This window comes from Nonomuraea sp. NPDC050383 (assembly GCF_044459125.1).
Taxonomy (GTDB): domain Bacteria; phylum Actinomycetota; class Actinomycetes; order Streptosporangiales; family Streptosporangiaceae; genus Nonomuraea.
In genome coordinates this window covers 351306-377272 of record NZ_JBITIP010000008.1, presented here as the reverse complement: position 1 = coordinate 377272, position 25967 = coordinate 351306, and the positions used below count along the sequence as shown (strand labels likewise).

Sequence of the window (25967 nt, the reverse complement as noted above, 5' to 3'; positions counted from 1 at the left end):
GCGAGGCTGCCAACAGATGTCCTTCCGAGGGCTCGCGGCGGACTGACTACACGCACGCCAGACAACCTCGCAACGTGAGCAAGCGGAGCGGGTCGTCAAAGGGCAGCGCAAAGGGGCAGTGTAGCCGAACGGCACACGCCTGTCCACTTTGCTCTCGCTGCATGCTTCACGTTGGTCGCAGCATCGCCCGTTCGAGCGAAAACGTCAAGCCCACAAGCCGGACTTTCCGCCGACCCAGGGCCCGGACGCTGGGTTTTCTCCCCTGCGTGATCGGACGCCTACCGTCAGGCCCAAGACGATACCCGCGAACGGGGACGGTTAACGCTCCGTCACGCCGAGGGACGAACCCATGCCGGCGACCGGTGTGGTCGTGAAGGAGTTACCCCGTTCTTGGCCTTCGCCAAACCAATTTTTTAGTGACAATTGACCGACCCGACGCGCCCAGCCCACTCACGCTGTCCCGATCAGCGTGGACAGGTCCGCCGCGAGCCACCCTGCGCTACCGCGGACCATGACCAGCCTGACCCGGTTCTGGCTGATCTGCCGCTGGGGGGCCGCCTCCCCCGGAACCTCCCTGACCGTACCGGTGTTCACGAACAAGAGCACCTCGACCCGCCCGGGCTCGGCCCGTTCGACTCCGGCCGCGGCCACGGAGGCCGTCTGCACGGTCTTCTGCGCCTTCGCCTTGCCGGTCAGGGACTTGGCCAGCTCGCCGTAGTAGCCGGCCAGCGCGCCGGTGGTGCGCGTCCTGGCCCGTGCCAGGTCGCGCTCGACCGTGCGGTAGTCGTACGACATCAGCTCAGGGGCGGCCGTACGGGCCGCCGCCACGGCCTCCACGGCGTCCGCGTCGGCGTCGTCGAAGGCCCGCAGATCGGCCCACATCACGCCGACGACCGCGCCCAGCACGAGCACCGCGACAGCCAGCACAGCGGCCATGACGACCCTCACACCCGCCTCCTTCACACCTGCAAGGCCTTCGGCCTCCGCCTCACGCCCGTGCGGCTTTCACACCTGTACGGCCTTCGACACGAGCCAGACCCCGCCGACCTTGGTGAGATCCATCGACCACCGGTAGAACCGGTCCTGGGGCGGCGTCTTCGACCCCTCCCAGCGGATGTCCACGTCGGCCACCACCAGCACCTTCGCCGCCGAGCCGGTCAGCGACACCAGCCCGGTGGCCCGCAGCACGCCGTCCTGCACCACCTTGTTGGCGACCGTGGTGCTCTTGAGCCGGCCCAGGTTCGCCTCGTACTCCTCGCGCGCCGCCCCGGTCGAGGTGTCCAGGATGCGCCGCGCGTCCGCGTCCACGGTCTTGTAGTGGAGCGACAGCAGGCTCACCGCGTGCGCGCCCGCGGCGTCGAGCGCGGCTCTCCGCTCGTCCGCCCTGGCCTGCGCGTCCCGCTCCTGCGCGCCGATCCACAGACCCGCGACGGCCAGGACGACGAGCAGCCCGGCCAGCACGAGGATCAGCGGGCGGCCGAGCCGGAGAGAGAGATTCGTCACGTCCGCTCGCCCCTTTCGCCGGTCGCCGGATCATAACGCGGGGGTCACCGCGGCAGGACGGCAATCGGCCGGACAGGCACGAGACGGTATGGATCGGTCAGTGAGTCCCGGGGGCGGCCAGGGCACGCAGCGCGGGACGGAGAGCGGCGACGATCTCCTCGCGGGACGCCTCGCGCAGCTCCTCCAGCTCCAGAAGCTGGTGGCCCACGGTCAGCCCCAGCATGATCGTCGTCATCAACGCCGCCCGCAGCCGGGCGTCCTCTCCGGGCAGCGACGCGCTCACCTGCTCGACCTGCCGGCTCAGCGACTCACGAGCCGTCGCGGCGGCCTCCGGGTGCGTGAGCATCGATCGGAGCATCGCCAGCGAGGCGGGCGGCAGCCTCATCTTCACACCCAGGGTGCCGAGCAGGTGCTCGACGGCCTCGTCGGGGCCCGTCGCGGGCTCGGCGGGGCGGGTCATGCGCACGGCCTCGCCGAAGAGCCGCTGCTTGTTGCCGAAGTACTGCATGACCAGCGCGGGATCGACCTCGGCGGCCCCCGCCACGGCGCGGATCGTGGTGCGCTCGAAGCCGCGCTCGGCGAACAGCTCGCGTGCCGCGTCGAGGATGCGCCGCTCGGTCCTGCGGCGGCGCTCGGCGCGCGTGAGCGCTGGCTCGGTCACGGCTCCGACTCTACATGTGTTGACCTACTCCGCCCTTTCGCTCTACGCTCGTTGAGTCAACGTCCGTTGAGGGAATGGGGTACGCCTGTGTCCACCGAAGAGATCGTCGCCGCCTACCACCGGGCCATGCTGCGCAAGTCCGCCGACGAGCTGGCGGACCTGTACGCCGAGGACGGCCTGCACGAGTTCCCGTTCGGTGGCCTGCCGCCGTTCAGAGGGCGGGAGGAGGTCCGCGCCGGCTACCGCGCCAGCTGGTCCACGACCCCCGCCGAGGTCGAACGGGTCCGCACCGTGGCGCTGCACCCCGGGGCCGACGCCGAGGTCATCGTGGTGGAGCAGGAGGCCGACGTGACGGTCAACGGCCGGCCGATCACCGTCCCGGGCCTGCTGGTGCTGCGGATCAGGGACGGGCTGATCGTCCACACCCGCGACTACATGGACGCCGGCGCCATCGGCCGCGTACACGCCGCCGCCGCGTGAACCGGGACGGCGGCGGCAAGGGGTCGGCCGGTCAGCGGGCCGTCAGGTCGAAGACCGTCACGCCGCCCACGGTGGTGGCCGTGAACGTCTCCTGGACCCAGGCCCCGATCCGGGCCGCCTCGTCGCTCCCCCCGCTGCCCGAGGCGCCCGCGCGGCCGCCCGTCCCCATGCCGGAGCCCACGAAGTAGTGGATCTTCTTCTCGGCCACGTACCGCTGGAAGCGGGCGAGCGTCGGCGCGGGGTCCGTGCCGTTGAACCCGCCCACCGCCATCACCGGCAGGCCGGTCGCGAGCTGGTACCCGGCGGCGTTGTTCGAGCCGACGGTCGCGGCGGCCCACGTGTAGGCGGCGGCGCCGCTCTTGAGCAGCGTGGTCAGCTCGGCCGACGGGGTGGGCGCGTTGAGCAGCCCGCCCATCCCGCCGGCCCGGCCGCCCATGCCGCCCCCCACACCGTCGCGACCCGCGCCGCGTCCCATGCCCTGCGGCGGCGCTCCCCCGGGCCGGCCCGTGCCCGGCTGGGGGCCCGTCGGGCTCATGCCCAGCGCCCGGCCGCCCCGGAACCCGCCCGGACCGAGCCCGCCGGTGGACGGACCGGCCGTCGGGATGGCTCCGGTGTGCGGGGAGGCCGCGGTGTCCACCGCGTAGGCGGCCGGGCCGGCCAGGCACACCGCGATCGCCCCTGCGACGACCGCGCCCCACCACCGCGGCATCCGCCGCCGTACGGGCTCCAGGGCCTTCGCCTCCGGGTCCGGGGCCTGGCGCCGGGCGGTGAAGCGGCTGCTCACGGGGAGGGCCACCGCGAGCCCCAGCCCGGCCACCAGCACCGCCGGCCCCAGCCACGGGTTCCAGTCCCCGTCACGCGTCAGCAGCACGTACGACCACAGTGCCGTCACCCCCGTGACCGCCGCCGGCAGGAACGGCTCCCGGCGCTCCCACAGCAGCGCCGCCCCCGCGCCCACCAGGCCCGCGATGGCCGGCGCCAGCGCGACCGTGTAGTACGCGTGGAAGATCCCCTGCATGAGGCTGAAGACCAGCCCCGTGACCGCCAGCCATCCGCCCCACACGCCGAACTGGGCGCGGGCCCGATCCGTGCGAGACGCCCCCCGGGTCAGCCACGGCGCGGCCGCCAGCAGGATCAGCGCGGCGGGCAGCAGCCACGAGATCTGGCCCCCGGCCTCCGTGTCGAACAGCCGCAACGGCCCCGCCTCCTGGTTGAGGTTGCCGAGGCCGCCGTAGTCGGCGCCGTTGAGCCGCCCGATGCCGTTGTAGCCGAGGGCCAGCTCCAGCACGCTGTTGGTCTGCGAACCGCCGATGTACGGCCGCTCGGACGCCGGCACCAGGGCCACGGCCAGCAGCCACCACCCGGCCGACACCACCATGGCCACCCCGGCCAGCGCGAGCTGCCGCACCCGCCGCCACACCTTGGTGGGGGCCGTCATCACGTACACCAGCGCGAACCCCGGCAGCACCAGGAACGCCTGCAGCATCTTGGCCAGGAACGCGAAGCCCAGGCACACCCCCGCCAGCACCAGCCAGCGGGTGACGGCCCGCTCCTGCGCCCGCACCACGCAGTACGCCGCGAGCGTCAGCAGCAGCACCAGGAGCGCGTCCGGGTTGTTGAACCGGAACATCAGCACCGCCACCGGCGTCAGCGCCATCACGGCCCCCGCCAGCAGCCCCGCCCAGACCGGGAAGCGCCGCCGCACCGTGGCGTACACGACCGCGACGGTGGCGACTCCCATGAGCGCCTGCGGCACGAGGATGCTCCACGAGTTCAGCCCGAAGAGCCGCGCGCTCAGCTCCATCGGCCACAGCGACGCGGGCGTCTTGTCCACGGTGATCGCGTTGGCGGCGTCGGAGGAGCCGAAGAAGAACGCCTTCCAGCTCTGGCTGCCGGCCTGGACGGCGGCCGAGTAGAACGAGTTCGCCCAGCCGGAGGAGCCGAGCCCCCAGAGGTAGAGCGCGGCCGTGGCGGCGAGCAGGCCGGCCGGCGCCCATCGCGTCCTGGCATGCGTAGTGGTCACACCCGCAGGCTAGGAACGGCCTCTCGGCCGGCGATGAGACGAGCATGAGAATCTCGTTAGCGCAGGGCGGTGGCCTGGTCGCGCCCGGGTCCGGACACGCAGAAGGGGCGGCACACCCGGCACCAGGGTGTGGCCGCCCCTTCTGGACGAACGACCTCCGCGAGGCGCCCCGAGGGCGCCCGGAGAGGGGTGTTACTTGACGGTGACGGTGGCGCCGGCGCCCTCGAGGGCAGCCTTGGCCTTCTCCGCCTGCTCCTTGTTGACCTTGCCGTCGAAGACCGGCTTGGGAGCGCCGTCCACCAGGTCCTTGGCCTCCTTCAGGCCGAGGGACGTGAGGGCGCGGATCTCCTTGATGACCTGGATCTTCTTGTCGCCGGCGGCCTCGAGGATGACGTCGAACTCGTCCTGCTCCTCGACCTCGGCGGCGGCGGCACCGCCACCGGCGGGGGCGGCGGCGGCGACGGCCACGGGGGCGGCGGCCTTGACGTCGAAGACGTCCTCGAACTGCTTCACGAACTCGGAGAGCTCGAGGAGGGTCATCTCCTTGAACGCGTCGAGCAGCTCGTCGGTGCTGAGCTTCGCCATGATGGTTTCCTCCGTATGAGACTTGCGAAATTTAGGAACGGGACCGCGGGTGGTGCGGCAATCCCCGAGTTACTCGCCCGCCTCTTCGCGCTTCGCGCGAAGGGCTTCGGCCAGCTGAGCCATGTTGGTGGGCAGCGCGGCGAACATCGCGGCAGCAGCGCTCTGCTTCGCCTTGATCGCGCCGGCAAGCTTCGCGAGGAGAACCTCGCGGGACTCGAGGTCGGCGAGCTTGGTGATCTCAGCGGCGTCGAGGGCCTTGCCCTCGAGAACGCCACCCTTGATCACCAGAAGGGGATTGGCCTTGGCGAAGTCACGCAGACCCTTGGCCGCCTCGACGACGTCGCCCTTGACGAAGGCGACGGCGGTCGGGCCGATCAGCAGGTCATCCAGACCCGTCACGCCGGCCTCGTTGGCCGCGATCTTGGTCAGGGTGTTCTTCGCCACGGCGAACTTCGCATTCTCACCAAGAGCAACGCGCAGCTGCTTGAGCTGGGCGACGGTGAGACCGCGGTACTCGGTCAGAACGGCGGCAGCGCTGCCTTCGAACTCGTTCTTGAGCTCGGCAACCGCTGTCGCCTTATCCGCCCTCGCCATGGGCCTCCTTCCAGATGTGCCACCGGTGAAGGCACCCCAGAAAAGAGAACAGCCCCGGGCGCAGGGCGCACACGGGGCTCACACATGGATCACCATGCGGGAAACTCGCATCACACCTGCGCGGGCCGTCCGCTTGAGCGGATCCTTCGGTCGTCAGGTCTTGAGGCACCTGACGACAACCGGCGGTCTTCGGCAACGACCAGAGTACGTGCTGGTCGCCGAGTTTCCAAATCGCTCTCTGAAACCGTCGCTCAGTTGGTGGTGGGCTTGGGCATCTCGCCGACCTGGTCGGCGGGCGGCGCGTCGATGTTCACGGGCTCATTGAAGCCCTTGAACAGCAGCGTCGCGTCGAGCGTGGTGCCCTGCTCCTTGCCGTTCAGCGCGAGCTTGCGCGGCAGGCCGTCGGAGCCGACCCACACGTCGAACTTGACGTCCTTGAGCTCCGCCAGGCCCCTGCGGGCCTGCTCCTGCTCGTCGGCGGGCAGCTGCTTGACGGCCACGTCCGTCGGGAACGTGCCGCTGTAGTGGGTGGCGTCCGTGCCGTCCACGGTCTCCGTGCCGACGGACTTCACGTCCTTGGACGTGGTAACCATCTTGGTGACGTTGGCCAGGTCGAACTGCTGGATCTGGCCGAGCGTCTGCTTGACCTGGTCGGAGCCGCCGATGTCGTTGAGCGAGACCTTGATCCACGGCTTGGTGGCGCCCACGAGCTCCTTCAGCGCCTCGACCTTGACGTAGACGGTGTCGCCCTGGAGCACGGCCCGCACCCCGCCGGGGAGCCCGCGCTCGCCCAGGTCGACGGTGTCGAGGGTGAGGTCCACGGCGAGCTGCGGCTTGCTCTGGTAGAGCATCCGTCCCTGCACCTTGCCCTTGTCCTCGGGGCTCGACACGTCGACGACGGCGTCGACGGTGTAGCTGGTGACCTCCGCGGTCTTCTGCGCGGCCTGCGCCAGCACTTCGGAGGCGGCCAGGTTCACCTGGATGGGCTGCGCGTTCGAGCCGCAGCCGGTGAGCGTGACCGCCACTAAGGCGGCACCCGCCGCGGTAGTGGCGAGAGAAATCCTGCGCTTCAGCATGTTTTGACCCTACGTGTCAGTAGCCGGAATTGCCGACTTCCCCGGAGATCTCGGGGAAAACCCAGGGTCGTCCCGGACAGGCTCTTTGCCGCCGGTCTCCCCGCACAACGCGAACGGCCCCCGCCCGGTGGGAGCGGGGGCCGTTCGGTGCGCGCCTGGCGCGGAGGTCGTCGCCTACGCGTCGAGCTCGGCCGTGAGGCCGCGCGTGGCGTTGGGGTCGACCGGGACGCCGGGGCCCATGGTGGTCGAGAAGGTGACCTTCTTGACGTAGCGGCCCTTGGCGGCCGACGGCTTGAGCCGGAGCACCTCGTCGAGCGCGGCGGCGTAGTTCTCGATGAGCTTGCGCTCGTCGAACGACGTCTTGCCGATGATGAAGTGCAGGTTGGCCTGCCGGTCGGTACGGAACTCGATCTTGCCGCCCTTGATCTCCGTCACGGCCTTGGCGACGTCGGGCGTCACCGTGCCGGTCTTGGGGTTGGGCATGAGACCACGCGGGCCGAGGACGCGGCCCAGACGGCCGACCTTGCCCATGAGGTCCGGGGTGGCGACCACGGCGTCGAACTCGTTGAGCCGGTTGCCCTTGGCGATCTCGTCGATCAGCTCGTCGGCGCCGACGATGTCGGCGCCCGCCTCGCGGGCGGCCTCGGCACGGTCACCGGTCGCGAAGACCAGGACCCGGGCGGTCTTACCGGTGCCGTGCGGAAGGTTGACCGTGCCGCGCACGATCTGGTCGGCCTTGCGAGGGTCGACGCCGAGCCGCACCGCGACCTCGACGGTCGCGTCGAACTTGGTGGTCGACGTGTCCTTGGCGATCTTCGCCGCCTCGGCCGGGGAGTAGAGCTTGTCGCGGTCGATCTTCGCCGCGGCGTTCTTGTGCGCCTTGCTGCGCTGCATGATGTCTCCTTGTGGTCCGCGGGCCAGCTCCGGGCCCTCCCACGGGGTAGGGAAAGGTCTCAGTCGGCGACGGTGATGCCCATCGACCGGGCGGTGCCGGCGATGATCTTCTCGGCCGCCTCGATGTCGTTGGCGTTGAGGTCGGGCATCTTGGTCTCGGCGATGCTGCGGAGCTGCTCGCGGCTGAGCTTGCCGACCTTGTCCTTGTGCGGGACCGCGCTGCCCTTGTCCAGACCCAGAGCCTTCTTGATCAGCTCGGGGGCCGGGGGCGTCTTCGTGATGAAGGTGAAGCTGCGGTCCTCGAAAATGGTGATCTCAACGGGGATGATGTTGCCCCGCTGAGCCTCCGTCGCAGCGTTGTACTGCTTGACGAAGTCCATGATGTTGACGCCGTGCGGACCGAGGGCGGTACCGACCGGCGGGGCGGGCGTGGCCTGGCCAGCGGGAAGCTGGACCTTGACGAGCGCCGCGATCTTCTTCTTCGGAGGCATGAGTCCTTCTCCGGGTCCTGATCGTGATGCTGTCCGGGCGCGGGTGCGGCCGGACATGTCGGAAGGCCGCCCTTCGCGAGAGGCGGCCGGCCGAACGTCTAAGTGTAAGTGATCGTCTTAGATCTTCGAGACCTGGTTGAACGACAGCTCAACCGGGGTCTCACGACCGAAGATGGAGACGAGCACCTTGAGCTTCTGCGACTCGGGGCTGATCTCGCTCACCGAGGCGGGCAGGGTGGCGAACGGGCCGTCCATGACCGTGACGGACTCGCCGATCTCGAACTCGACCGTCGGGCCGCTGCTGGTCTTGGCGGTGGCCTTCTTGCTCTCCTCGGTGGGCTCCGGGGCGAGCAACTTGGCGACCTCGTCCAGGCTCAGCGGGCTCGGCTTGTTGGACAGGCCGACGAAGCCCGTCACGCCGGGCGTGTTGCGCACGGCGGCCCAGGACTCGTCGGTCAGCTCCATGCGCACCAGCACGTAGCCGGGCAGCACGCGCTCCTTGACCGGGACCTTCTTGCCGCTCTTGAACTCCTGGACGGTGTGCGTAGGCACCTCGACCTGGTAGATGTAGTCCTCCATGTTGAGCGACACGTTGCGGCTCTCGATGTTGGACTTCACGCGGTTCTCGTAGCCGGCGTAGGAGTGGATCACATACCACTCGCCGGGCTGGCCACGCAGACCGCTCTTGAACTCCTCGACGGGATCGACGTCGGGCTCTTCGACCTCGGACTCGGCGATGTCGACCTCGTCGGCATCGTCCTCGTCGTCGTCGAACTCAGCGTCACCGTCTTCGTCGGTCGCGGACGCGACCTCGTCGTCGGCGGCCTCGTCGCTGTCAGCGAGCTCGGCGCCGGAGGTCTCCTCAGCGGCCTCGACGGCCTCTTCCGGCTGGTCGCCCCACTCGCTGCGGGGCTCCTCCGCCGGCACTGAAGACTCGGACACGGTGACTTTCCTCTTCCGTCGAATTTCGTCGAATCGTATGGCGACTCCGTCAGGTGCTACCGGCGGCGTCGGATCAGGCTCCACCGAAGACGCGGAGGATGGCCCAGCCGAGGGCGCTGTCGAGCCCGTACACGATCGCGACCATGATCAGAACGAATACCAGAACGACCGTGGTGTAGGTGATGAGATCCTTGCGTGTCGGCCAGATGACCTTGCGGAGCTCATTGACGACCTGCCGGTAGAAAAGGGCAGGCGTAGTGCGAGACTTCTTCTCACCACTGGGCTTGCCTGCGGTCTCGCCGCGCGTGTCGATCGCCACAGTCCTCACCTGAATCTGTCGTATCCAACGCAGTTTGCGGCGCGCATTACACGCCCATTATTGCGCGGACCGCACTCGCAGGGCACGAGGGACTCGAACCCCCAACCGCCGGTTTTGGAGACCGGTGCGCTACCAATTGCGCCAGTGCCCTATGTCGCCAACCACACTACCCTGATCGGCTCACTGCCTGGACCGAACCGCACATCGACATGCGGCGGCACGACCAGGCGAAAGTGTATCGGTGGATCCCTGTTCCGTCGAACCCGTTCCGATCTCGCAGGTCAGAGCCCCGCCAACGGTCCAGGACGGGGAGGAGATGGGAGCATGGAGCCATGTCCATGCGACCTCGCATCTCCACGCGGATCTCCGCGATCTCCGAGTCAGCCACGCTCGCCGTGGACGCCCGGGCCAAGGCGATGAAGGCGGACGGCCGCCCGGTCATCGGCTTCGGCGCCGGCGAGCCCGACTTCCCCACGCCCGAGTACATCGTCGAGGCGGCGATCGAAGCGGCGCGCGATCCCCGTTTCCACAAGTACACGCCGGCCGGCGGCCTGCCCGAGCTGAAGCTGGCGATCGCCGACAAGACGCTGCGCGACTCCGGCTACCGGGTGAACCCGACGCAGGTCCTGGTCACCAACGGCGGCAAGCAGGCGGTCTACGAGGCGTTCGCCACGCTGCTCGACCCGGGCGACGAGGTCCTGGTCGTCGCGCCGTACTGGACGACGTACCCGGAGGCGATCAAGCTGGCGGGCGGCGTCCAGGTCGACGTCGTGACCGACGAGACGACCGGCTACCTGGCGAGCGTCGAGCAGCTGGAGGCGGCGCGCACGGAGCGCACCAAGGTCCTGCTGTTCGTCTCTCCGTCCAACCCCACGGGCGCCGTCCACACGCGCGAGCAGACCGAGCAGATCGGCCGCTGGGCCGCCGAGCACGGCCTGTGGGTGGTCACGGACGAGATCTACGAGCACCTCGTGTACGGCGGCGCGGAGTTCACCAGCATCGCCACGGCCGTCCCCGAGCTGGCCGACCGGGTGGTCGTGCTCAACGGCGTGGCCAAGACGTACGCGATGACGGGCTGGCGGGTGGGCTGGCTGATCGGCCCGCCGGACGTGGTGCGCGCGGCCACGAACCTCCAGTCGCACGCCACCTCCAACGTGGCGAACGTCTCGCAGATGGCCGCGCTGGCGGCGCTGCGGGGCGACCTGTCGGCGGTGGAGCGGATGCGCGAGGCGTTCGACCGGCGCCGGCGGACCATGGTGCGGATGCTCAACGAGATCCCGGGCGTGGTGTGCCCGGAGCCGAAGGGGGCGTTCTACGCGTACCCGTCGATCAAGGAGCTGGTCGGCAAGGAGCTGCGCGGGCGGCGGCCGGCGTCGTCGGCGGAGCTGGCCGAGCTGATCCTGGAGGAGGCGGAGGTCGCGGTGGTGCCGGGCGAGGCGTTCGGCACGCCGGGCTACTTCCGGCTGTCGTACGCGCTCGGCGACGACGACCTGGTCGAGGGCGTCAGCCGGATGGCCAAGCTGCTGTCCGAGGCGCGCTGAGGCTCGTTCAGGGCGCCGTCGCGGCCGGTCAGCCGTCCGGGACGATGCCGGCCGCGACCTCGCCGACCTCGTCGGCGAGGCCCGGCGTCGTGGCGATGTACAGCGCGACGCCGGGCCGCTGGAGCCACATGAAGTTGCGCATGTCGCCGCGGGTGCGCCAGCGCAGTGCCGGCATGCCCTGGTACGCGCCGAGCCCCGACCTGGTGACCAGGGTGGCGAACGTCTCGGCCGAGCGCACGCCGCACACCACGGCCACCAGCAACTGCTCGCCGCCGCTGCCGCGCCAGGACAGGCCGCGCACGTCGAGGCGCCGGGTCAGCGACTTGATCCGCTCGAACGCGGGCCCGGGGTCGAGCCCGGACGGCACGTAGGTGATCGCCAGCGGGCCGTCACCGCAGGTGAGGCTCGGGTGTGGCGTCTCGTGGGCGGTGGCGCCGCCGGGCGTGGTGTGCGCGGTGTGCGTCACGGGCGCGCCGGAGCCGCAGCCGGCCACTGCCAGCATGATGATCGCCGAGGCCAGGCGGCCGCGCATCCATCCCCCATGACTTCTTGTGGAGACTCAGGGAAAACCTCCCCAGTCTCCTACAGGAGTGCGCGTGGAGGCGGCAACAGCAAGCAGCTCTCCGGCCAGAGGTTCGCCGGCCCGGACGCGGACGCCGGTGCCCGGCCGCTCCAGCCACACGACGGTCCGGCCGCCGCGCGGGTCGCGCCCGATCATGGCGGGCCGCCCGCGGACCGTGATCTCCCGGGAGCCGGGCGGGGCGGTGCGCCGATAGACCGCCCAGCCGGCGGCGACGGCGCCGTAGTCGACGCGGGCCTCCACGAACCTGTCGCCCGAGCCGAAGACGGCCTGTACCGCCCGGGAGCCGGGCCCGGCCTCGACCGCTCCCCCTCCGCTCCGGGCGAGGCCCGGGGGCAGGTGGGTGAGCCAGAGGTCGTCGGAGACGACGGCGAGAGCGGGGACGCGCCCGGGGACAGGCGGCGCCTGCGCGGCCGCGGCGCCGCCGGGAGAGGGCGGCGGCGGGGCGGGCCGGGACGCGGCGGGGGCCGGTGACAGGGCGGCGGCACGGGGCGGGCGGCCGAATCCCGAGGAGAAGATCCCGTAGACCGCGGCCGCCGCCACCCCGAACGCGCCGAGCGCGAGCGCAGCCCGCCACCAATGCCCGCCCCGCCCGAAGTGCCCGTCCCGCCCGAAGTGCCCGTCCCGCCCGGAGTGCCCGTCCCGCCCGGAGTGCCCGTCCCGCCCGGAGTGCCCATCTCGCCCGGAGTGCCCGTACTGCGCGGAATGCCAGGACTGCCCGGAGTGCCCGTGCTGCCCGGAGTGCGCGTCACGGCGGGGGGCGTCCTGGCGGAGACGCGGGGTCGTCGCCTCAGGGGTCATGACCGTAGGATCCCCGGTCCGCCCCCGTCCGTGGTCCCGTTCGTACGACTGGGACGGCACGAGTCGTACGACTGGACGGCACTGCCCGCGACGGCACGCGGGTCACTTGGCCGGTTCGATCCCTTCTGCGACCTTCTTCAGCTCGGCCATGGCGTCGACCTTCCTCGCGTACGCGGGGCTGATGTACACCTCGACCGCCAGCCGGTCACGGACGAAGAAGCCGATCGTGGCCGTGGTGTCGTCCCTCGCCGTCTGCGCCACCTCGCCGCCCTCGGTGAGGTGGGCGAGGTAGCCCTCGCGGCCGCCGACCTCGACGGCGGGCAGGGTGCCGATCCGGTCCCGTACCCGCTGGGTGGCCTGGCCCTCGAACACGACGACCTGGACGCCGTAGCCCTGGGACTCGTCCCCGCCGGGCGAGAAGGAGGTGGTGTAGCTCTTCTTGCCGAACCCGTTCTTGCCGGACCACCGGCCCCAGGCGAGGCCGTCGGGCAGGTAGCCGAGGTGGATGCCGCCGAACGTGCGGCCGTCGCCGAGGTCTCCGAGGTCCTGCGGGACCTGGGCCGGGGACGCGGGGGTGAGCATGACGCGCCCGCCCCTGGCGAGCTGCGCGCCGGCGGCCGGCTCCTGCCGGAGGACGATCTTGCCGGCCTCCTCGGCGCTGAGCGTCTCCGGATCGTCCACGACCAGTCCGGCCGCCTTGAGCTGGTCGATGGCACTGGTGACGGTCATGCCCGTGACGTCCGGCACGGTGACGGATTCGACCACCACCCTGTCCTGGCCCGTTGCCGGGTCGGCGGCGGGCGAGGTGGCGACGGGGGCGGGCCCTACGGTGCCGAGCGCCAGGGGCACGACCACGGCGACGGCCGCGGTCACGAGCGCCGCGCCGGCCGTGCGGATCCTGATGACGTGGGCGCGGCGCCGGCGGCGCACCGTCCGCCCGAGCGTGGGCGGCGCCTGCACGTGGCCGACGTGGCGCTCCATGGCCTCCGCGAGGAGGTCCTCCACCTTCATCGCAACGCTCCTTCCGTGACGTTCATGCGCTCGCGGATCCTGGCGAGGCCGCGGGCGGCCTGCGACTTGACGGTGCCGGGCGAGCAGCCGAGCAGGGCGGCCGTCGACGCCTCGGACTGGTCCTCCCAGTAGCGGAGGACGAGCACGGCCCGCATCCTGGGCGGGAGCCTGCGCAGCTCCTCGAAGAGCGCGTCGCGCAGGTCGAGGTCGGGTGAGGGCGCGGCCGTCTCCGGCGGCCGCGCGAACGTGATCTCCTGGATCAGGCGGCGCCGCCGCGCCCTGCTGATCGCCGCGTTGACGACGACCTTGCGCGCGTACGCCTCGGGATTGTCGCGCCGGATCCTGGGCCAGTGCCGGTAGACCTTCTCCAGCGCGTGCTGGACGAGGTCCTCGGCGTCGTGGCTGGTGGCGCCACAGACCAGGATCGCGGTGCGCATGAGCGAGGTGCTCCGGGCGGCGAGGAACTCGTCGAACGCCGCTTCGTCTTCATCGGTCATGTGCGGGGGTCCCCTTTCGCCCCTCTCCAACGCGTGAGTGCCAGGTCAGGTTGAGTGGCACCATAGGGAAATGGCACGCCCGCTCGACGCTCTCCCCAAGGCTCACCTGCACCTCCACTTCACCGGCTCGATGCGCCACTCGACGCTCATCGACCTGGCCCGGGAGCAGGGCCTGCACCTCCCGGACGCCCTGGAGCAGGACTGGCCGCCGCGGCTGCGCGCCACCGACGAGCGCGGCTGGTTCCGGTTCCAGCGGTTGTACGACATCGGGCGGTCGGTGCTGACGCGGCCGGAGCACGTCTACCGGCTGCTGCGGGAGACGGCCGAGGACGAGGCGGCCGAGGGGTCGCGGTGGCTGGAGATCCAGGTGGACCCGTCGGGTTACGCGCAGCGGTTCGGCGGGCTGACGGCGACGATGGAGCTGGTGCTGGACGCGGTGGACCGGGCCGCGGAGCACGCGGGCGTCGGGATCGCGGTGGTCGTGGCGGCCAACCGGACGCGGCATCCGCTGGACGCCAACACGCTGGCGCGGCTCGCGGGCCAGTTCGCCGGGCGTGGGGTGGTGGGGTTCGGGCTGTCGAACGACGAGCGGCGGGCGCAGGCGCGCGACTTCGAGCGGGCGTTCCGGATCGCGCGGCGGGCCGGGCTGCTGGCGGTGCCGCACGGGGGCGAGCTGCTGGGGCCGCGCAGCGTGGCGCAGTGCGTGGACGACCTGCAGGCCGACCGGGTGGGTCACGGCGTGCGGGCGGCCGAGGACGAGCGACTGATGGAGCGGCTGGCGGCGCGGGGCATCTGCTGCGAGGTGTGTCCCAGCTCGAACGTGGGGCTCGGGGTGGTGGAGCGTCCGGCCGACGTGCCGCTGCGGCGGCTGTTCGAGGCGGGGGTGCCGATCGCGCTGGGCGCGGACGACCCGCTGCTGTTCGGCTCGCGGCTGGCCCGGCAGTACGAGCTGGCGCGGGAGGTGTACGGGTTCGGCGACGCGGAGGTCGCGGAGCTGGCGCGGCAGTCGGTGCGGGCGTCGGCCGCGCCGGAGGCGACGCGCAAGGACCTGCTGAAGGAGATCGACGACTGGCTGGCGGCTCCGGCGACCGGACCGTGGAGGTCGGCCCAGGGATCAGCCCAGGGATCAGCGCAGTGAGTCGGCGATGCGGGCGGCGCGGGCCTTGTCGCCGGCGCCCTCCAGGCGGTGGCCGACTCCGCCCGACTCCCAGATGAGGGTGGGGGCGGCCTGCCGGAGCGGCACGGAGGTGCCGTCCTCGCGCCTGAGGTAGCCGAGGGGGTGGGCGCCGCCGATCCACAGGGCTTCCACGCCGCCGGCTTCGACCTGCTCGGGGAAGGGCGGGCCGAGCTGTTTCCACAGGTACGGGCTGATGGTGCCGTCGAACTGGTCGAGGCGGAGGCCGCCGGACCACAGCATGGACACGACCCGCCCGCCGTCGGAGACGGTGACGGTGGACGGCGGCCCGAGGGCGCCGGGGGTCCTGACGGGGAAGCGGACCAGGGCGCGGGCCCGGTCGAGGGTGACGACGCGCTCGCCGGGCAGCGGGGTGGGCGAGACGACGGGCTCGGGCGCGCCGCCGAGGCGCAGCTCGATCCCGGCGTAGCTGAGGATCTGGGTCACGGCGGCCCTGCCCTGCGGAGTGGCGGCGGTGACGGCGGCCACGGCCAGCACGGCGGCGGCGATGACGGCCCACCTGCGCCTGCGCTCCAGCCGGCGCCGCGGGACGCCGGGGGCCGCCTCGACTCCCTCGCCGCCCAGGCGGGCGCGGACGCGCGCCGCGACGTCGGCGGGCGGCGGGGCGGGCACGTCGAGGGAGTCGCCGAGGGCGGACAGCTCGGCTTCGAGGCCACCGAGGCCACCGAGACCGTCCAGGCCGTCGTGATCGTCCGGACCGTCGTGATCGTCGTGATCGTCGTCGTGGGGCTCACGCGAGCTCACCGCCCACCTCCTCCCTCAGCCGGGCCAGCCCGCGGTGCGTGCTGGACTTGACGGTGCCCACGGGACGGCCGAGCACCTGCGCGGTCTCGGCCTCGGTGAGCTGTAAGAAGTACCGGCAGACGACGGCGTCGCGTTCGCCGTCGGGCAGGGCGCGTACCGCCTCCAGCAGGCGCGCGCGGCGATCCTCGGCCACGGCGGCGCCCTCGGGGTCGTCGGGCGAGACGGGGTCGGCGACGGCGCCGAGCCGGACGATCAGGCCGTTCCTGCGACCGCGCGAGCGGGTGAGGTTGTGCGTCTCGTTGGCCACGATGCGCAGCAGCCACGGGCGGAAGGGAGAGCCGCGCCGGAACGACGGCAGGTGCCGGTAGGCCTTGACGAACGCCTCCTGGACCACGTCCTCGGTCTCGTCGGCGGCGCCGAGCAGGGCGGCGGTGCGGTGGGCGAGCGTGCTGTACCGGGCGACCAGCGCCTCGTAGGCGGTCAGGTCGCCGGCGAGGGCTCGGGCGATCGCCTCGTCGTCGTCCATGGGCGTGTCAGATTCCATCGCATCGAGGACGGACTGGGAAGGGCGTTCGGCGCATCATGTGACCTTCGGCGCCGCCCGGGCACTAGACTCGGGCCAATCCGCGAGCCCTTAAAGGAACGGGACTATGTCTTCAGGGTATGACCGTGTAGTGCAGCCAGCGGCCGGCGACGAGGCGTTGGAGAACCACCTCGGCGGCGACGAGGCCAAGAACTACCGGCAGTACGAGCTGGACATGGTCGCCCCCCACGTCGGGCGGTCGATGCTGGAGATCGGTTCCGGTCTGGGCCACTTCGCCGAGCAGTTCCTGCCGCGGCTGGACCGGCTCGTGGTGAGCGACTTCGACCCCTACTGCGTCGAGCAGCTGCGTAAGCGGTTCGCCGGCCGCGACGACATCGACGTGCTCCAGTTCGGGCTGCCGACCGACATCCCGCTGGAGGACAAGGTCGACACGGTCGTGATGATGAACGTCCTGGAGCACATCGAGGACGACGCCGGGGCGCTGCGCTCGCTGGCGAACGTGACGCTGCCGGGCGGACGGATCATCATCTGGGTGCCGGGCTACATGCAGCTGTACGGGGACTTCGACCGCAAGGTGGGTCACGTGCAGCGCTACACGCCCAAGACGCTGCGCTCGACGGTCGCCAAGGCGGGGCTCGACGTCGACGTGCTCAAGCCGATCAACTTCCTGGGCGGCATCGCCTGGTGGGCCGCGGTGCGGCGGGGCGGGGTGGGCTACCCCGACCCGCGGCTGGTGAAGATCTACGACCGCACCGTGGTGCCGGCGACGCGGTTCATCGAGCGGTTCGTCACGCCGCCGTTCGGCCAGACGGTGTTCTGCGTGGCCCGCGTCCCCAGCTGAGCGTCCCCGGCCGATCCGGTCACTTGATGGAGCCGGCCGTCAGGCCGCCGACGACCTTCCGCTCGATGAGCGCGAACAGAATGATCACCGGGATGGTGGCGATCACGGAGCCGGCGAACAGGTTCTGCCAGTCCACCTGATACTGGCCGATGAACGAGTTGAGGGCCACGGTGAGCGGCTGGTTCTCGGGCGTGGTGGTGAGGGTGAGCGCCACCACGAACTCGTTCCACGCGGCGATGAAGGTGAAGATCAGCGCCGTGATGACGCCGGGCATGGCGAGCGGCAGCGTGATGCGGAACAGCGCGCCGAAGCGGCCGTTGCCGTCGATGAACGCGGCCTCCTCCAGTTCGCGCGGGATCGAGGAGAAGTACGCGTTGAGGATCCACACCGCGAACGCCAGGTTGAACCCGCCGTTGACCAGGATGAGCGACCAGATCGAGTCGACCAGCCCGAACTGGAAGAACTCGCGGTAGATGCCGACGAGCATGGCGGTCGGCTGGAACATCTGCGTGATGAGCACGAGGATGAGGAACGCGGTACGGCCCCGGAAGTTGTGGCGCGCGGAGTAGTACGCGGCGGGCAGGGCCACGAGCAGCACGAGGATCGTGGACCCGGCGGCCACCTTGAGGGTGACCATGAGGTTGCCGGCCAGGCCGCCGCTCCAGAAGTTGGCCAGGTTCGACCACTCCCACGTCGAGGGCAGCAGGCTGGCCTCGCGCAGCGACTCCTGGGGCCGGAGCGAGGTGAGCAGCATCACCAGGTACGGGAACACGAAGATGAACGCGATCACGTAGGCGGCGGCCGCGGTGATCGTGGTCTTGAGCGCGGGCAGGGCCCGGCTGGGAGTGGGCCGTTGCCTGGTGTGCTGCCGGGCGGTGGCGGGGGGCGCGGTCGTGACGGCCATCAGGCCACCTCCTTGTTCCAGCGGGAGACCTTGAGGAAGACCACGGTCAGGATCAGCACCATGCCGAAGTTGACGACGGACATGGCGGCCGACTCTCCGATGTTCGAGCCCTTGAGGATGAACATGAGGATCGTCGAGGTGGCCGTGGAGTAACCGGGCTGGCCGTGGGTCATCGCCCAGATGATGGGGAAGCTGTTGAAGACGTTCATCACGTTGATGAGCGCGGCCACGGTCAGGGCGGGCCGCAGCAGGGGCAGCGTGATGGACCAGTACGTGCGCAGCCTGGACGCGCCGTCCATCTTGGCCGCCTCGTAGACGTCCGCCGGGATGGTGGCCAGGCCCGCGAGCAGCGCGTATGTGGTGAACGGCACGGAGACGAAGACGGCGACGAAGACCAGCCACGGCATGGCGGTGGAGGCGTCGCCGAGCTGGTCGGCCGAGGCGCCGCCGAGCGCGTCGATGAGGCCGAGCTTGAGCCGGATCTGGTTGATGACGCCGACCTCGGGGTCGAGCATCCACTTGAAGACGATCGCGGTCATCAGCACGGACGCGGCCCACGGGGCGATGAGCGCCCAGCGGGCGACGCGGCGGCCGGGGAAGCGCTGGTTGAACAGCTGGGCGAGGGCGAGCGAGACGAGGACGGTCAGGGCGACGACGGCGACGACCCAGATGACGCTGCGGAGCATGATGTCCGCGAAGTCCTTCTCGTCGAACAGCTTCTCGTAGTTGGCGAAACCGTTGGAACCCTGCACCACCCCGAACCGGCTGATCTTGAGGAACGACGACCGGATCATCTCGACGACGGGCCAGAGCACCACGACCGCGATGAGCACGGTGGCCGGCCCGATCCAGGCCAGCGGCTCCAGGGCGCGCAACCTTCTCATGAACTACCTTCCATGACGGTACGGCCGGCGTCCCGGCTGCGAGACGCCGGCCGTACAGTGCCCCCGAGGGGTCAGCTGGCGTCGGCGGTCTTCTGGAGCTCGCCGAGGACCTTGGCCGGGTCGTCCTTGACGGCCCCGCCGATGGTCTGCTTGATCGCCGGGTTCACCTCGGCCCACTTGGGGTCCTGGAACGGGTAGAAGCTGGCGTTGGGCAGCCCGTCGAGGAACGGCTTGAGCTTCTCGTCGCTCGACAGCTTCTGGACGCCGCTGGTGGTGACGGGCAGCAGCTTGTACGTGTCGCTGATCTTCTGGGCGGCGGAGCCGGTGTAGAAGAAGTCGAAGAACTTCTTGATCTCGGCGGCGTGGCCGTTCTTGTTGAACGCCATGATCCAGTCCATGACGCCGAGCGTGGTGTCCAGCGGGCCGGTCTTGCCGGGGATGGGCGCGACGCCGTACTTGTCCTTCAGGCCGGCCGCGTCGAAGATCGGGATGGACATGGGGCCGCCGTTGACCATGCCGACCTTGCCGGCGCCGAAGTCCTCCCAGACCGTCTTGCGGTCCTTGGTGCCGGGGTTCGGGGTGGTCAGGCCGGCGTCGACGAGGCCCTTGAGGTAGGTGAACGTCTCGACGTTCTGCGGGGAGTTGATCGCCCACTTGCCGGAGGCGTCCTTGTAGCCGCCGCCGTTGCCGAGCATCCACAGGAACGACTCGCCCTGGGCCTCCTCCTGGCCGAGGGGCAGACCGAACGGCTGGCTGACGCCGGCCTTCTTCAGCTTCTCGGCGGCGGCCTTGAGCTCGTCCCACGTCTTGGGCGGCTCGGCGACGCCCGCCTTGGTGAACAGGTCCTTGTTGTAGAACAGGGCACGGGCGGAGGAGACGAACGGGATGCCGTAGGCCGTGCCGTCGACCTTGCCGAACTCGGCGAACTTCTGCAGCAGGTCGCCGGAGACGTTCGGGGAGAGCACCTCGTCGGCCTTGTAGAGCAGGCCGTCCTTGACGAAACCGGAGTAGTCGCCGGTCTGCAGGATGTCGGGCACCTGGCCGTTCTGGACCATGGTGGCGACCTGCTTGTCGATGTCGTTCCAGTTGATGACCTGGACGTCGACCTTGATGTTCGGGTTGGCCTTGGTGAACTCGTCGGTGACGCCCTTCCAGAAGGTCTCACCCGAGTTCGGCTTGCCGGGGCCGTCGCCGTAGTCGGCGGCGACCATCTTCAGCGTGACCTGGCCCCCTTCGGAGGCCTTCTGGTCGCCGGCCGAGCCGGACTCCGAACCGCAGCTGGACAGGACCATCATGGCCGCCACGCCGAGAGCGGCGCCGCCCGCAAGCTTGATTCTCACCTGTGTACCGCCTTCTCGTCGGACGGGTTCCGCTGGTCCGTACCAGTCGTCGCCCCGCCCGGAGGGTTTTGGGGGCGCGTGAGCCACCGCTCCACGCGTTTGCGTCAGCGTAAGCCCGGTTTTGGATGGCGGTCTATACCGGCTCGTCTCGGTTCGACAACATCTGGATGGGAAAGCGCTCACCTCCGGTCTAGACCGGCTGTCAGGTGATCTTCCTGTGGACGTTCTCCCCGCCCTCGGGTGATCCGACCCACGGGCCCTCCACCGACGGGTCCAGCACGCCCTCCTCCAGGAACGTGTAGCGGCCGTCGAGCACGTACCGGGCCAGGCGGACGTCCTCCCTGTCGCTGTTGTCCCAGAGCCGGGCGAACAGGGCGTCGGCGCGCCGCCTGGCCTGCCGGCAGAAGGTGTCGGCCAGCTCGTACGGCCGGCGCCCCAGGTCCGCCTCGTCCTCCCCGGCCTTCACGCAGACCGCGGTCATGGCGAACAGCTCGGCCCCGGCGTCGACGATCCGGCCCAGGAACGCCTGCCGGTGCTCCAGCCGCCCCTGCCAGCGCGACATGCCGTAGAACAGGGACCGGGCGAGCTTGCGGCTGGTCCGCTCCACGTACCGCAGGTGGGGGGCCAGCGGCCCGAAGTCGGCGTACGAGGTCGGCAGGTCGCCCGTGCCGGCCACCAGGGTCGGCAGCCAGCGGGCGTAGAAGCCGCCGGCCCGTCTGAGCGCGCGGACGCGCGCCTGCCGGGTGGCGCCGGGGTCGATGAGCTCGCCGGCGGCCGACAGGTGGGCGTCCACCGCCTCGCGGGTGATGAGCAGGCGCATGATCTCGGAGGAGCCCTCGAAGATGCGGTTGATGCGGGAGTCTCGCAGCATCTGCTCGGCGGGCACGCCCCGCTCGCCGCGGGCGGCCAGCGACTCGGCGGTCTCGTAGCCGCGGCCTCCCCTGATCTGGACCAGCTCGTCGAGCGCCTGGTAGGCCATCTCGGAGGCGTACAGCTTGGCCAGGGCGGCCTCGATGCGGATGTCGTTGCGCCGGTCGTCGGCCATGCGGCTGGTCAGGTCGCAGACGGCCTCCAGGGCGTACGCGGTGGCCGCGATGAAGGAGATCTTGGTGGCGACGGCCTCGTGCCGCCCGATCCCCCGGCCCCACTGGACGCGGGCGGTGCCCCACTCGCGGGCGATCTTCACGGCCCACTTGGCGTTCCCGGCGCAGGTGGCGGGCAGTGACAGGCGGCCGGTGTTGAGCGTGGTGAGGGCGATCTTCAGGCCCTGTCCCTCGCGGCCGATGAGGTTGCGGGCCGGCACCCTGACCTGCCGGAACTCGGTGACGCCGTTCTCGATGCCGCGCAGCCCCATGAAGCTGTTGCGCCGCTGGACCGTGATGCCGGGGGTGTCGGCCTCGACCACGAACGCGCTGACCTTCTCCCCGGTGCGGGCCATGACCACGAGCAGGTCGGCGACGACGCCGTTGGTGGTCCACAGCTTGACGCCGTCGATCACGTACGCGTCGCCGTCGCGCACCGCGGTGGTGGACAGCCGGGCGGGGTCGGAGCCGACGTCCGGCTCGGTCAGCAGGAACGCGGAGATCTCGCCCCGCGCGCACCGGGGCAGGAACTCGCGCTTCTGCTCCTCGGTGCCGAACAGCTTGAGCGGCTGTGGCACGCCGATCGACTGGTGCGCCGACAGCAGGGTGGCCAGCGCGGGGCAGTACGAGCCCACCAGCATGAGGGCGCGGCAGTAGTACAGGTACGGCAGGCCGAGCCCGCCGTACTCCTCGGCGATCGTGATGCCGAACGCCCCGAGCCCCGCCAGCCCCTTGACCACCTCGTCGGGCACCTGCGCGGTGCGCTCGATCTCGGCGGGATCGACGTGCGCGTCGAGGAACCTGCGCACCGCGCGGACGAACTCCTCGCCCCGCTTGGCGGCCTCGTCACCGGGCACCGGCGCCGGACGCACGAGGTCCAGCCGGAAGTCTCCGAGGAACAGCTGTTTCGCGAAGCTCGGCCGGGTCCATTCCTTCTCGCGGGCCTGCTCGCCGAGCTCTCTCGCCTTCGCGTACTCGCTCATGGCATCCTCCCGCCGACGTTACGCTCCCCCGGGATGCCTGTGTACCCGGCGCTCCGGCGGGGTCATCCCAAGAGATCGTCACGCCTGCCACCGGATGCCGGCTCACGCAGCGGGCACGCGCGGCACCGGGCGACGGGCGGCGGCGCGCGTCAGGACCAGGGCCGCCAGCGCCAGCGCGACCGGCACCAGCAGGTACGGCCCGCAGCAGGCGAGCGCGACGACCGCGAGCACGGTGGCGGTGGCGGCCGTGGCCCGCAGCCGCCCGCGAGGCAGCACGCGCACCGCCGCCGCCGTGCCCGCCGCGGTCACCGCCGCCAGGCAGGCCGACGTGGCCCGCATCAGCGTGTCGAGATCCACGGTCCAGACCAGTGCCAGGACCGTCACCGCGCCGGTCGCCACGGCCAGCAGCCCCAGGCTGCGGTACGGCGTGCGGCCAGGACCGCCGCCCTCGGCGAACCAGGCGGGCAGCGCGCCGTCCCTGGCCAGCGCGGCGCCGAGGCGCGCGGCCCCGGCGACGTAGGTGTTGATCGCACCGAACGTGAGCAGCACCGCCACCCCGCCGACGACCGGCCGGGCCGCGGCGCCGACGCCGGTCTCCAGGAGCGCGGCCAGCGGCACCGGGGTCTCGGCCGCGTCCCGGCCGAGCACGCCGACCGTGGTGAAGGCCACGCCCAGGTACAGGACCGAGACGACGGCCAGCGTGGTCACGGTCGCCCTGGTCAGCCCGCGGCCGTCGGCGAACTCGGCCGACAGGTGGCTCGCCGCCTCCCAGCCGACGAAGGCGAACAGCAGCACCCCGGCCGCGTCCGCGACCCCCGCCACGCCGTACGGGGCGAATGGCGTGAAGCGGGCGGCCTCGGCGTGCGGCGCGGCCGTGACCACGGCGACGGCCAGCACCGTCACCAGGGCCAGCACCATGCCGAGCTGCAACCGCCCGGAGGTGCGCAGCCCCGCGGCGTTGGAGGCGAACGCCAGCAGGAGCAGTCCCCCGGCCACCACCCAGGTCCCGGTCCGGGAGCCCGCGCCGACGGCGGCGGCCACGTACTCGCCGCCCACCAGCGCCCCGGCCAGCGTGCCCACGGGGACGGCCCCGTAGAACCACCAGCCCACGACCGCCGAGGCGCGCCGGCCGAACGCAAGCCCGGCGAAGCTGGCCACTCCGCCGCCGTCGGGATATCGGGCGCCGAGCGCGGCGAAGGTGAGCGCCACCGGCACGCTGAGCAGCAGCAGCGCGGTCCACGCCAGCACCGAGGCGGGCCCGGCCGCCGCGGCCGCCAGGTGCGGGAGCACCAGCATCCCCGGCCCGAGCACCGCGCCCACCAGCAGCGCCGTCCCTTGTACGGCCCCCAGCCGCCCCGTCTTCTGTCCCGTCGTACCGCTCATGACCCGAAAAACTAGTCATTCGAGCGCCTTGTCGGGGTTTACACCGAACGGACGGCCGGAAGCGGTGCCAGACTGCCGTCATGGACGAACTTGATTCGGCGATCGTACGGCTTCTCCAAACAGATGCGCGCCAGTCCAACCGGGAGCTGGCCCGCAAGCTGGGCGTGGCGGCCTCCACCTGCCTGGAGCGGGTGCGCTCGCTCACCCGCCGGGGCGTGATCCGCGGCTACCACGCCGACATCGCCCCGGCGGCGCTCAACCGGTCGGTCCAGGCGATGGTCTCGGTGCAGGTACGGCCGCTGAGCCGGGCGGTCATCGACGCGTTCAAGCAGTCGGCGGCGGAGCTGCCCGAGGTGCTCAGCGTGTTCGTGCTGGCGGGCGGGGACGACTTCCTGCTGCACGTGGCGGTGCAGGACCTCGACCACCTGCACGCGTTCCTGCTGGACCGGCTGAGCAAGCGGCGCGAGATCGCCGGCTTCCGCACCTCGGTCATCTTCCAGCAGGTCCACGACACCGCGCCGACCCGCCTGGAGGACCCCCGGCCCGACCGGAACAGCTGACGCGGTGGACGGGCCTCCTCAGGCGCTGGCCGCTGCGCGCCAGCGAGCCAGAATCGCCTCGTCGTCCCCATCCTCATGCCAGGCCTGGTCTTCGGCGATGGCGAAGGGGAGCCACTGCTCGTACTCGGAATCCTTGGGTGTCACATCGCGAGTGCCATGAACCCTCACGCCGTTCGCGAGGACATCCACAGTGGGCACACGCAGGATCCCTCCAGGCAGCATGACCACGTTCATCGGCATCCCGTCCTCTCCTGGCTCGACAGCATAACCGGCGGCTTCCTGGACTCGCCAGATTCAGCCGAGCCCATACCGGCTGACCATCCACTGGTAGACCCGCTGGGCGGGTCGCTCGTCGCCCAACAGCCGTATGAGACGGGTGGCTCGTCGGGTCAGCACGCAGGCGAAACACTCGGCGAAGAGCTCAGAGGCGGACTCCTGGTACGGGGGTCCCGCATGGACTCCGTGTAACGCATGCAAGACCAGCCACCACTGCCCATGAGACGGTCGCCCGTCCAGATCGTCAACCGCGTGTCCAAGCTCATGACCGCATACGCTCACGGAGGGGGACGGCACACTGCCCACGCCGATCCGACGCAACTCCGGGTCGTAGATGCCGGCGCTACGGTCCCACAAACCATTCTGCAGCGGCAGCGGCTCGGCGCGCAGCTTCTCGAAGCCCGGCAGATCGGGCACCGAACCAGGTCCGACAGTGATCCCGCCCATCAGGTGCTCGGCCAGCTCAAGCCCGAGCCGATGTGGTACCGCCGCCAGTGTCATGATCGCCACGAGGCACTCGGCAGGCGGAAAGGTGTCCGGCTCCCATGCCCGCCGCAGCCGGGGTTCCAGCGCACCCACGTGCAGCCACCCTGGCCTCCTTCTGCTGTACGCCACCTACCTCACCTTCCGCGGGCCAACGCGTGCACGGCAAGGCCATCACAGAAGGCGATCGCTTCGCTACCGGATCGGAAAGAGGGGGCTGCATGTGCCGCCGAATAATAGGTTGTCTCTCTCCCGCGCCGCGCTCTAATGTCTAGGACATGCGCCTTTACTCGTGATTCGGCGGGGCCGACCTCGATCGGCCCGGCCCTCCGGCAGCCCATCAGCCGTGCGGTGACCATGCCCGCCGGCGAGTCCGTTTCAGACGCGGCAGCTGCTTGCCGACCGGCTTCCCAGGCCGCGTCGCGAGTCACGTGAAGGAGCTTCGTATGCGAGTACGTGCAGGCAACAAACGAAACAAGAAGGCCCCGAGTCTTCCGGGATCCCCGGCGTCGCCGGTCCCGCAGCGGATGCCCAAGCTGCCGCCGCGGCCGATCGCCCCGCCTCGGCGCATCCCGTCCAAGGGGCGCTAGACCACTACCGGGATGGTGGTGAGTGCGGCGCGCGGCCCGTACGCCATGGGCCCCCGCACACCACCGCGGCGGCGGGGGCGGCGCGCGGGGGGGGCGCGGCCCGCGGGGGCCACCCCGCCCGCCCAGAGAATTGAGAGTTGCGAGAGCGATGGTGGGGTGG

29 protein-coding genes and 1 tRNA gene are annotated in these 25967 nt (G+C 71.0%); 5 read left to right on the top strand and 25 right to left on the bottom strand.

Annotation, left to right across the window (positions count from 1 at the left end):
- Positions 1 to 450: 450 nt before the first annotated feature.
- The 3 genes from ACIBG4_RS22625 to ACIBG4_RS22615 all read right to left on the bottom strand — a co-directional run bounded on the left by ACIBG4_RS22625 (position 451) and on the right by ACIBG4_RS22615 (position 2164).
- Positions 451 to 948 (bottom strand): hypothetical protein, encoded by a 498-nt coding sequence (locus tag ACIBG4_RS22625; RefSeq protein WP_397203452.1) that lies wholly within the window; start codon positions 946 to 948, stop codon positions 451 to 453.
- 57 nt (positions 949 to 1005) lie between these two features.
- Positions 1006 to 1503, bottom strand: coding sequence for a hypothetical protein (locus ACIBG4_RS22620; protein WP_397203451.1), 498 nt, complete (start codon positions 1501 to 1503; stop codon positions 1006 to 1008).
- Positions 1504 to 1600: 97 nt separating this feature from the next.
- Positions 1601 to 2164: a TetR family transcriptional regulator gene (locus ACIBG4_RS22615; protein WP_310708535.1), complete on the bottom strand. Its 564-nt coding sequence runs from the start codon at positions 2162 to 2164 to the stop codon at positions 1601 to 1603.
- A gap of 87 nt (positions 2165 to 2251) precedes the next feature.
- Here ACIBG4_RS22615 and ACIBG4_RS22610 point away from each other — a divergent pair, with 87 nt between their 5' ends.
- Positions 2252 to 2644 carry a nuclear transport factor 2 family protein gene (locus ACIBG4_RS22610; RefSeq protein WP_397203450.1) on the top strand — a complete coding sequence of 131 codons (393 nt, stop codon included), beginning with the start codon at positions 2252 to 2254 and terminating at the stop codon, positions 2642 to 2644.
- Between the two features lie 31 nt (positions 2645 to 2675).
- Here ACIBG4_RS22610 and ACIBG4_RS22605 read toward each other — a convergent pair whose 3' ends face one another.
- The 9 genes from ACIBG4_RS22605 to ACIBG4_RS22565 form a co-directional block, all read right to left on the bottom strand.
- A complete protein-coding gene (locus ACIBG4_RS22605) occupies positions 2676 to 4667 on the bottom strand; it encodes a glycosyltransferase family 39 protein (RefSeq protein WP_397203449.1) in 1992 nt (663 codons plus the stop codon).
- 192 nt (positions 4668 to 4859) lie between these two features.
- Positions 4860 to 5252 carry a 50S ribosomal protein L7/L12 gene (gene rplL / locus ACIBG4_RS22600; RefSeq protein ID WP_253768422.1) on the bottom strand — a complete coding sequence of 131 codons (393 nt, stop codon included), beginning with the start codon at positions 5250 to 5252 and terminating at the stop codon, positions 4860 to 4862.
- 69 nt (positions 5253 to 5321) lie between these two features.
- The gene (rplJ, locus tag ACIBG4_RS22595; protein WP_310708538.1) at positions 5322 to 5846 is read right to left on the bottom strand and encodes a 50S ribosomal protein L10; all 525 of its coding nucleotides are present in this window, start codon (positions 5844 to 5846) and stop codon (positions 5322 to 5324) included.
- A 251-nt stretch (positions 5847 to 6097) separates the two neighbouring features.
- Positions 6098 to 6922, bottom strand: coding sequence for an LppX_LprAFG lipoprotein (locus ACIBG4_RS22590; protein WP_310708539.1), 825 nt, complete (start codon positions 6920 to 6922; stop codon positions 6098 to 6100).
- 174 nt (positions 6923 to 7096) lie between these two features.
- Positions 7097 to 7816, bottom strand: coding sequence for a 50S ribosomal protein L1 (gene rplA / locus ACIBG4_RS22585; RefSeq protein WP_310708540.1), 720 nt, complete (start codon positions 7814 to 7816; stop codon positions 7097 to 7099).
- 59 nt (positions 7817 to 7875) lie between these two features.
- A complete protein-coding gene (gene rplK / locus ACIBG4_RS22580; protein ID WP_310708541.1) occupies positions 7876 to 8307 on the bottom strand; it encodes a 50S ribosomal protein L11 in 432 nt (143 codons plus the stop codon).
- 117 nt (positions 8308 to 8424) lie between these two features.
- The gene (gene nusG, locus ACIBG4_RS22575; RefSeq protein ID WP_397203448.1) at positions 8425 to 9249 is read right to left on the bottom strand and encodes a transcription termination/antitermination protein NusG; all 825 of its coding nucleotides are present in this window, start codon (positions 9247 to 9249) and stop codon (positions 8425 to 8427) included.
- 73 nt (positions 9250 to 9322) lie between these two features.
- Positions 9323 to 9568, bottom strand: coding sequence for a preprotein translocase subunit SecE (gene secE / locus ACIBG4_RS22570; RefSeq protein ID WP_310708543.1), 246 nt, complete (start codon positions 9566 to 9568; stop codon positions 9323 to 9325).
- 78 nt (positions 9569 to 9646) lie between these two features.
- Positions 9647 to 9719 (bottom strand) — tRNA-Trp (locus tag ACIBG4_RS22565).
- A gap of 181 nt (positions 9720 to 9900) precedes the next feature.
- Here ACIBG4_RS22565 and ACIBG4_RS22560 point away from each other — a divergent pair.
- Positions 9901 to 11109 (top strand): pyridoxal phosphate-dependent aminotransferase, encoded by a 1209-nt coding sequence (locus ACIBG4_RS22560; RefSeq protein WP_397203447.1) that lies wholly within the window; start codon positions 9901 to 9903, stop codon positions 11107 to 11109.
- 28 nt (positions 11110 to 11137) lie between these two features.
- Here the strand turns inward: ACIBG4_RS22560 and ACIBG4_RS22555 are convergent, their stop codons facing one another.
- From ACIBG4_RS22555 to ACIBG4_RS22540, 4 genes are all read right to left on the bottom strand, one after another.
- Positions 11138 to 11641 (bottom strand): hypothetical protein, encoded by a 504-nt coding sequence (locus ACIBG4_RS22555; protein ID WP_397203446.1) that lies wholly within the window; start codon positions 11639 to 11641, stop codon positions 11138 to 11140.
- Positions 11642 to 11668: 27 nt separating this feature from the next.
- On the bottom strand, positions 11669 to 12490 hold the full coding sequence (locus tag ACIBG4_RS22550) for a hypothetical protein (RefSeq protein ID WP_397203445.1): 822 nt from the start codon (positions 12488 to 12490) through the stop codon (positions 11669 to 11671).
- 102 nt (positions 12491 to 12592) lie between these two features.
- Positions 12593 to 13501 carry a PASTA domain-containing protein gene (locus ACIBG4_RS22545; protein WP_397203444.1) on the bottom strand — a complete coding sequence of 303 codons (909 nt, stop codon included), beginning with the start codon at positions 13499 to 13501 and terminating at the stop codon, positions 12593 to 12595.
- Complete coding sequence (locus ACIBG4_RS22540) at positions 13498 to 13998, bottom strand: SigE family RNA polymerase sigma factor (protein WP_397203443.1); 501 nt, start codon at positions 13996 to 13998, stop codon at positions 13498 to 13500. Before ACIBG4_RS22540 ends, ACIBG4_RS22545 begins: the two co-directional genes overlap by 4 nt.
- 70 nt (positions 13999 to 14068) lie before the next feature.
- Here ACIBG4_RS22540 and ACIBG4_RS22535 point away from each other — a divergent pair, with 70 nt between their 5' ends.
- Positions 14069 to 15136: an adenosine deaminase gene (locus tag ACIBG4_RS22535; RefSeq protein WP_397203442.1), complete on the top strand. Its 1068-nt coding sequence runs from the start codon at positions 14069 to 14071 to the stop codon at positions 15134 to 15136.
- Here the strand turns inward: ACIBG4_RS22535 and ACIBG4_RS22530 are convergent.
- Together ACIBG4_RS22530 and ACIBG4_RS22525 are read right to left on the bottom strand one after the other, a co-directional pair.
- Positions 15125 to 15937, bottom strand: coding sequence for a hypothetical protein (locus tag ACIBG4_RS22530; protein WP_397203441.1), 813 nt, complete (start codon positions 15935 to 15937; stop codon positions 15125 to 15127). The genes ACIBG4_RS22535 and ACIBG4_RS22530 overlap by 12 nt on opposite strands.
- Positions 15924 to 16481: an RNA polymerase sigma factor gene (locus ACIBG4_RS22525; protein WP_397203440.1), complete on the bottom strand. Its 558-nt coding sequence runs from the start codon at positions 16479 to 16481 to the stop codon at positions 15924 to 15926. Before ACIBG4_RS22525 ends, ACIBG4_RS22530 begins: the two co-directional genes overlap by 14 nt.
- A 130-nt stretch (positions 16482 to 16611) precedes the next feature.
- On the opposite strand from ACIBG4_RS22525, the gene ACIBG4_RS22520 reads away from it, so the two are divergent.
- Positions 16612 to 17322 carry a class I SAM-dependent methyltransferase gene (locus ACIBG4_RS22520; protein WP_397203439.1) on the top strand — a complete coding sequence of 237 codons (711 nt, stop codon included), beginning with the start codon at positions 16612 to 16614 and terminating at the stop codon, positions 17320 to 17322.
- Positions 17323 to 17341: 19 nt separating this feature from the next.
- Here the strand turns inward: ACIBG4_RS22520 and ACIBG4_RS22515 are convergent, their stop codons facing one another.
- From ACIBG4_RS22515 to ACIBG4_RS22495, 5 genes are all read right to left on the bottom strand, one after another.
- Positions 17342 to 18226, bottom strand: a complete 885-nt coding sequence (locus ACIBG4_RS22515) for a carbohydrate ABC transporter permease (protein ID WP_397203438.1) — start codon at positions 18224 to 18226, stop codon at positions 17342 to 17344.
- On the bottom strand, positions 18226 to 19110 hold the full coding sequence (locus ACIBG4_RS22510) for a carbohydrate ABC transporter permease (protein ID WP_397203437.1): 885 nt from the start codon (positions 19108 to 19110) through the stop codon (positions 18226 to 18228). The genes ACIBG4_RS22515 and ACIBG4_RS22510 overlap by 1 nt, the downstream gene beginning before the upstream one ends.
- A 71-nt stretch (positions 19111 to 19181) precedes the next feature.
- Positions 19182 to 20450 (bottom strand): extracellular solute-binding protein, encoded by a 1269-nt coding sequence (locus tag ACIBG4_RS22505; protein ID WP_397203436.1) that lies wholly within the window; start codon positions 20448 to 20450, stop codon positions 19182 to 19184.
- Positions 20451 to 20652: 202 nt separating this feature from the next.
- On the bottom strand, positions 20653 to 22515 hold the full coding sequence (locus tag ACIBG4_RS22500; RefSeq protein WP_397203435.1) for an acyl-CoA dehydrogenase family protein: 1863 nt from the start codon (positions 22513 to 22515) through the stop codon (positions 20653 to 20655).
- A 102-nt stretch (positions 22516 to 22617) separates the two neighbouring features.
- Positions 22618 to 23898 (bottom strand): APC family permease, encoded by a 1281-nt coding sequence (locus tag ACIBG4_RS22495; protein ID WP_397203434.1) that lies wholly within the window; start codon positions 23896 to 23898, stop codon positions 22618 to 22620.
- 80 nt (positions 23899 to 23978) lie between these two features.
- Here ACIBG4_RS22495 and ACIBG4_RS22490 point away from each other — a divergent pair, with 80 nt between their 5' ends.
- The gene (locus ACIBG4_RS22490; protein ID WP_397203433.1) at positions 23979 to 24458 is read left to right on the top strand and encodes an Lrp/AsnC family transcriptional regulator; all 480 of its coding nucleotides are present in this window, start codon (positions 23979 to 23981) and stop codon (positions 24456 to 24458) included.
- Between the two features lie 18 nt (positions 24459 to 24476).
- On the opposite strand, the gene ACIBG4_RS22485 is transcribed toward ACIBG4_RS22490, so the two are convergent.
- The gene (locus ACIBG4_RS22485) at positions 24477 to 24698 is read right to left on the bottom strand and encodes a hypothetical protein (RefSeq protein ID WP_397203432.1); all 222 of its coding nucleotides are present in this window, start codon (positions 24696 to 24698) and stop codon (positions 24477 to 24479) included.
- Positions 24699 to 24752: 54 nt separating this feature from the next.
- Positions 24753 to 25313, bottom strand: a complete 561-nt coding sequence (locus ACIBG4_RS22480; protein ID WP_397203431.1) for a hypothetical protein — start codon at positions 25311 to 25313, stop codon at positions 24753 to 24755.
- Positions 25314 to 25967 lie beyond the last annotated feature (654 nt).

What these genes read in the sequence shown, in the direction of transcription:
- rplL (WP_253768422.1), bottom strand. Translation starts at nt 5,252, where the DNA reads ATGGCGAAGCTCAGCACCGACGAGCTGCTCGACGCGTTCAAGGAGATG.
- rplJ (WP_310708538.1), bottom strand. Translation starts at nt 5,846, where the DNA reads ATGGCGAGGGCGGATAAGGCGACAGCGGTTGCCGAGCTCAAGAACGAG.
- ACIBG4_RS22590 (WP_310708539.1), bottom strand. Translation starts at nt 6,922, where the DNA reads ATGCTGAAGCGCAGGATTTCTCTCGCCACTACCGCGGCGGGTGCCGCC.
- rplA (WP_310708540.1), bottom strand. Translation starts at nt 7,816, where the DNA reads ATGCAGCGCAGCAAGGCGCACAAGAACGCCGCGGCGAAGATCGACCGC.
- rplK (WP_310708541.1), bottom strand. Translation starts at nt 8,307, where the DNA reads ATGCCTCCGAAGAAGAAGATCGCGGCGCTCGTCAAGGTCCAGCTTCCC.
- ACIBG4_RS22560 (WP_397203447.1), top strand. Translation starts at nt 9,901, where the DNA reads ATGTCCATGCGACCTCGCATCTCCACGCGGATCTCCGCGATCTCCGAG.
- ACIBG4_RS22555 (WP_397203446.1), bottom strand. Translation starts at nt 11,641, where the DNA reads ATGCGCGGCCGCCTGGCCTCGGCGATCATCATGCTGGCAGTGGCCGGC.
- ACIBG4_RS22550 (WP_397203445.1), bottom strand. Translation starts at nt 12,490, where the DNA reads ATGACCCCTGAGGCGACGACCCCGCGTCTCCGCCAGGACGCCCCCCGC.
- ACIBG4_RS22545 (WP_397203444.1), bottom strand. Translation starts at nt 13,501, where the DNA reads ATGAAGGTGGAGGACCTCCTCGCGGAGGCCATGGAGCGCCACGTCGGC.
- ACIBG4_RS22540 (WP_397203443.1), bottom strand. Translation starts at nt 13,998, where the DNA reads ATGACCGATGAAGACGAAGCGGCGTTCGACGAGTTCCTCGCCGCCCGG.
- ACIBG4_RS22535 (WP_397203442.1), top strand. Translation starts at nt 14,069, where the DNA reads ATGGCACGCCCGCTCGACGCTCTCCCCAAGGCTCACCTGCACCTCCAC.
- ACIBG4_RS22525 (WP_397203440.1), bottom strand. Translation starts at nt 16,481, where the DNA reads ATGGAATCTGACACGCCCATGGACGACGACGAGGCGATCGCCCGAGCC.
- ACIBG4_RS22515 (WP_397203438.1), bottom strand. Translation starts at nt 18,226, where the DNA reads ATGGCCGTCACGACCGCGCCCCCCGCCACCGCCCGGCAGCACACCAGG.
- ACIBG4_RS22510 (WP_397203437.1), bottom strand. Translation starts at nt 19,110, where the DNA reads ATGAGAAGGTTGCGCGCCCTGGAGCCGCTGGCCTGGATCGGGCCGGCC.
- ACIBG4_RS22500 (WP_397203435.1), bottom strand. Translation starts at nt 22,515, where the DNA reads ATGAGCGAGTACGCGAAGGCGAGAGAGCTCGGCGAGCAGGCCCGCGAG.
- ACIBG4_RS22495 (WP_397203434.1), bottom strand. Translation starts at nt 23,898, where the DNA reads ATGAGCGGTACGACGGGACAGAAGACGGGGCGGCTGGGGGCCGTACAA.
- ACIBG4_RS22490 (WP_397203433.1), top strand. Translation starts at nt 23,979, where the DNA reads ATGGACGAACTTGATTCGGCGATCGTACGGCTTCTCCAAACAGATGCG.
- ACIBG4_RS22485 (WP_397203432.1), bottom strand. Translation starts at nt 24,698, where the DNA reads ATGCCGATGAACGTGGTCATGCTGCCTGGAGGGATCCTGCGTGTGCCC.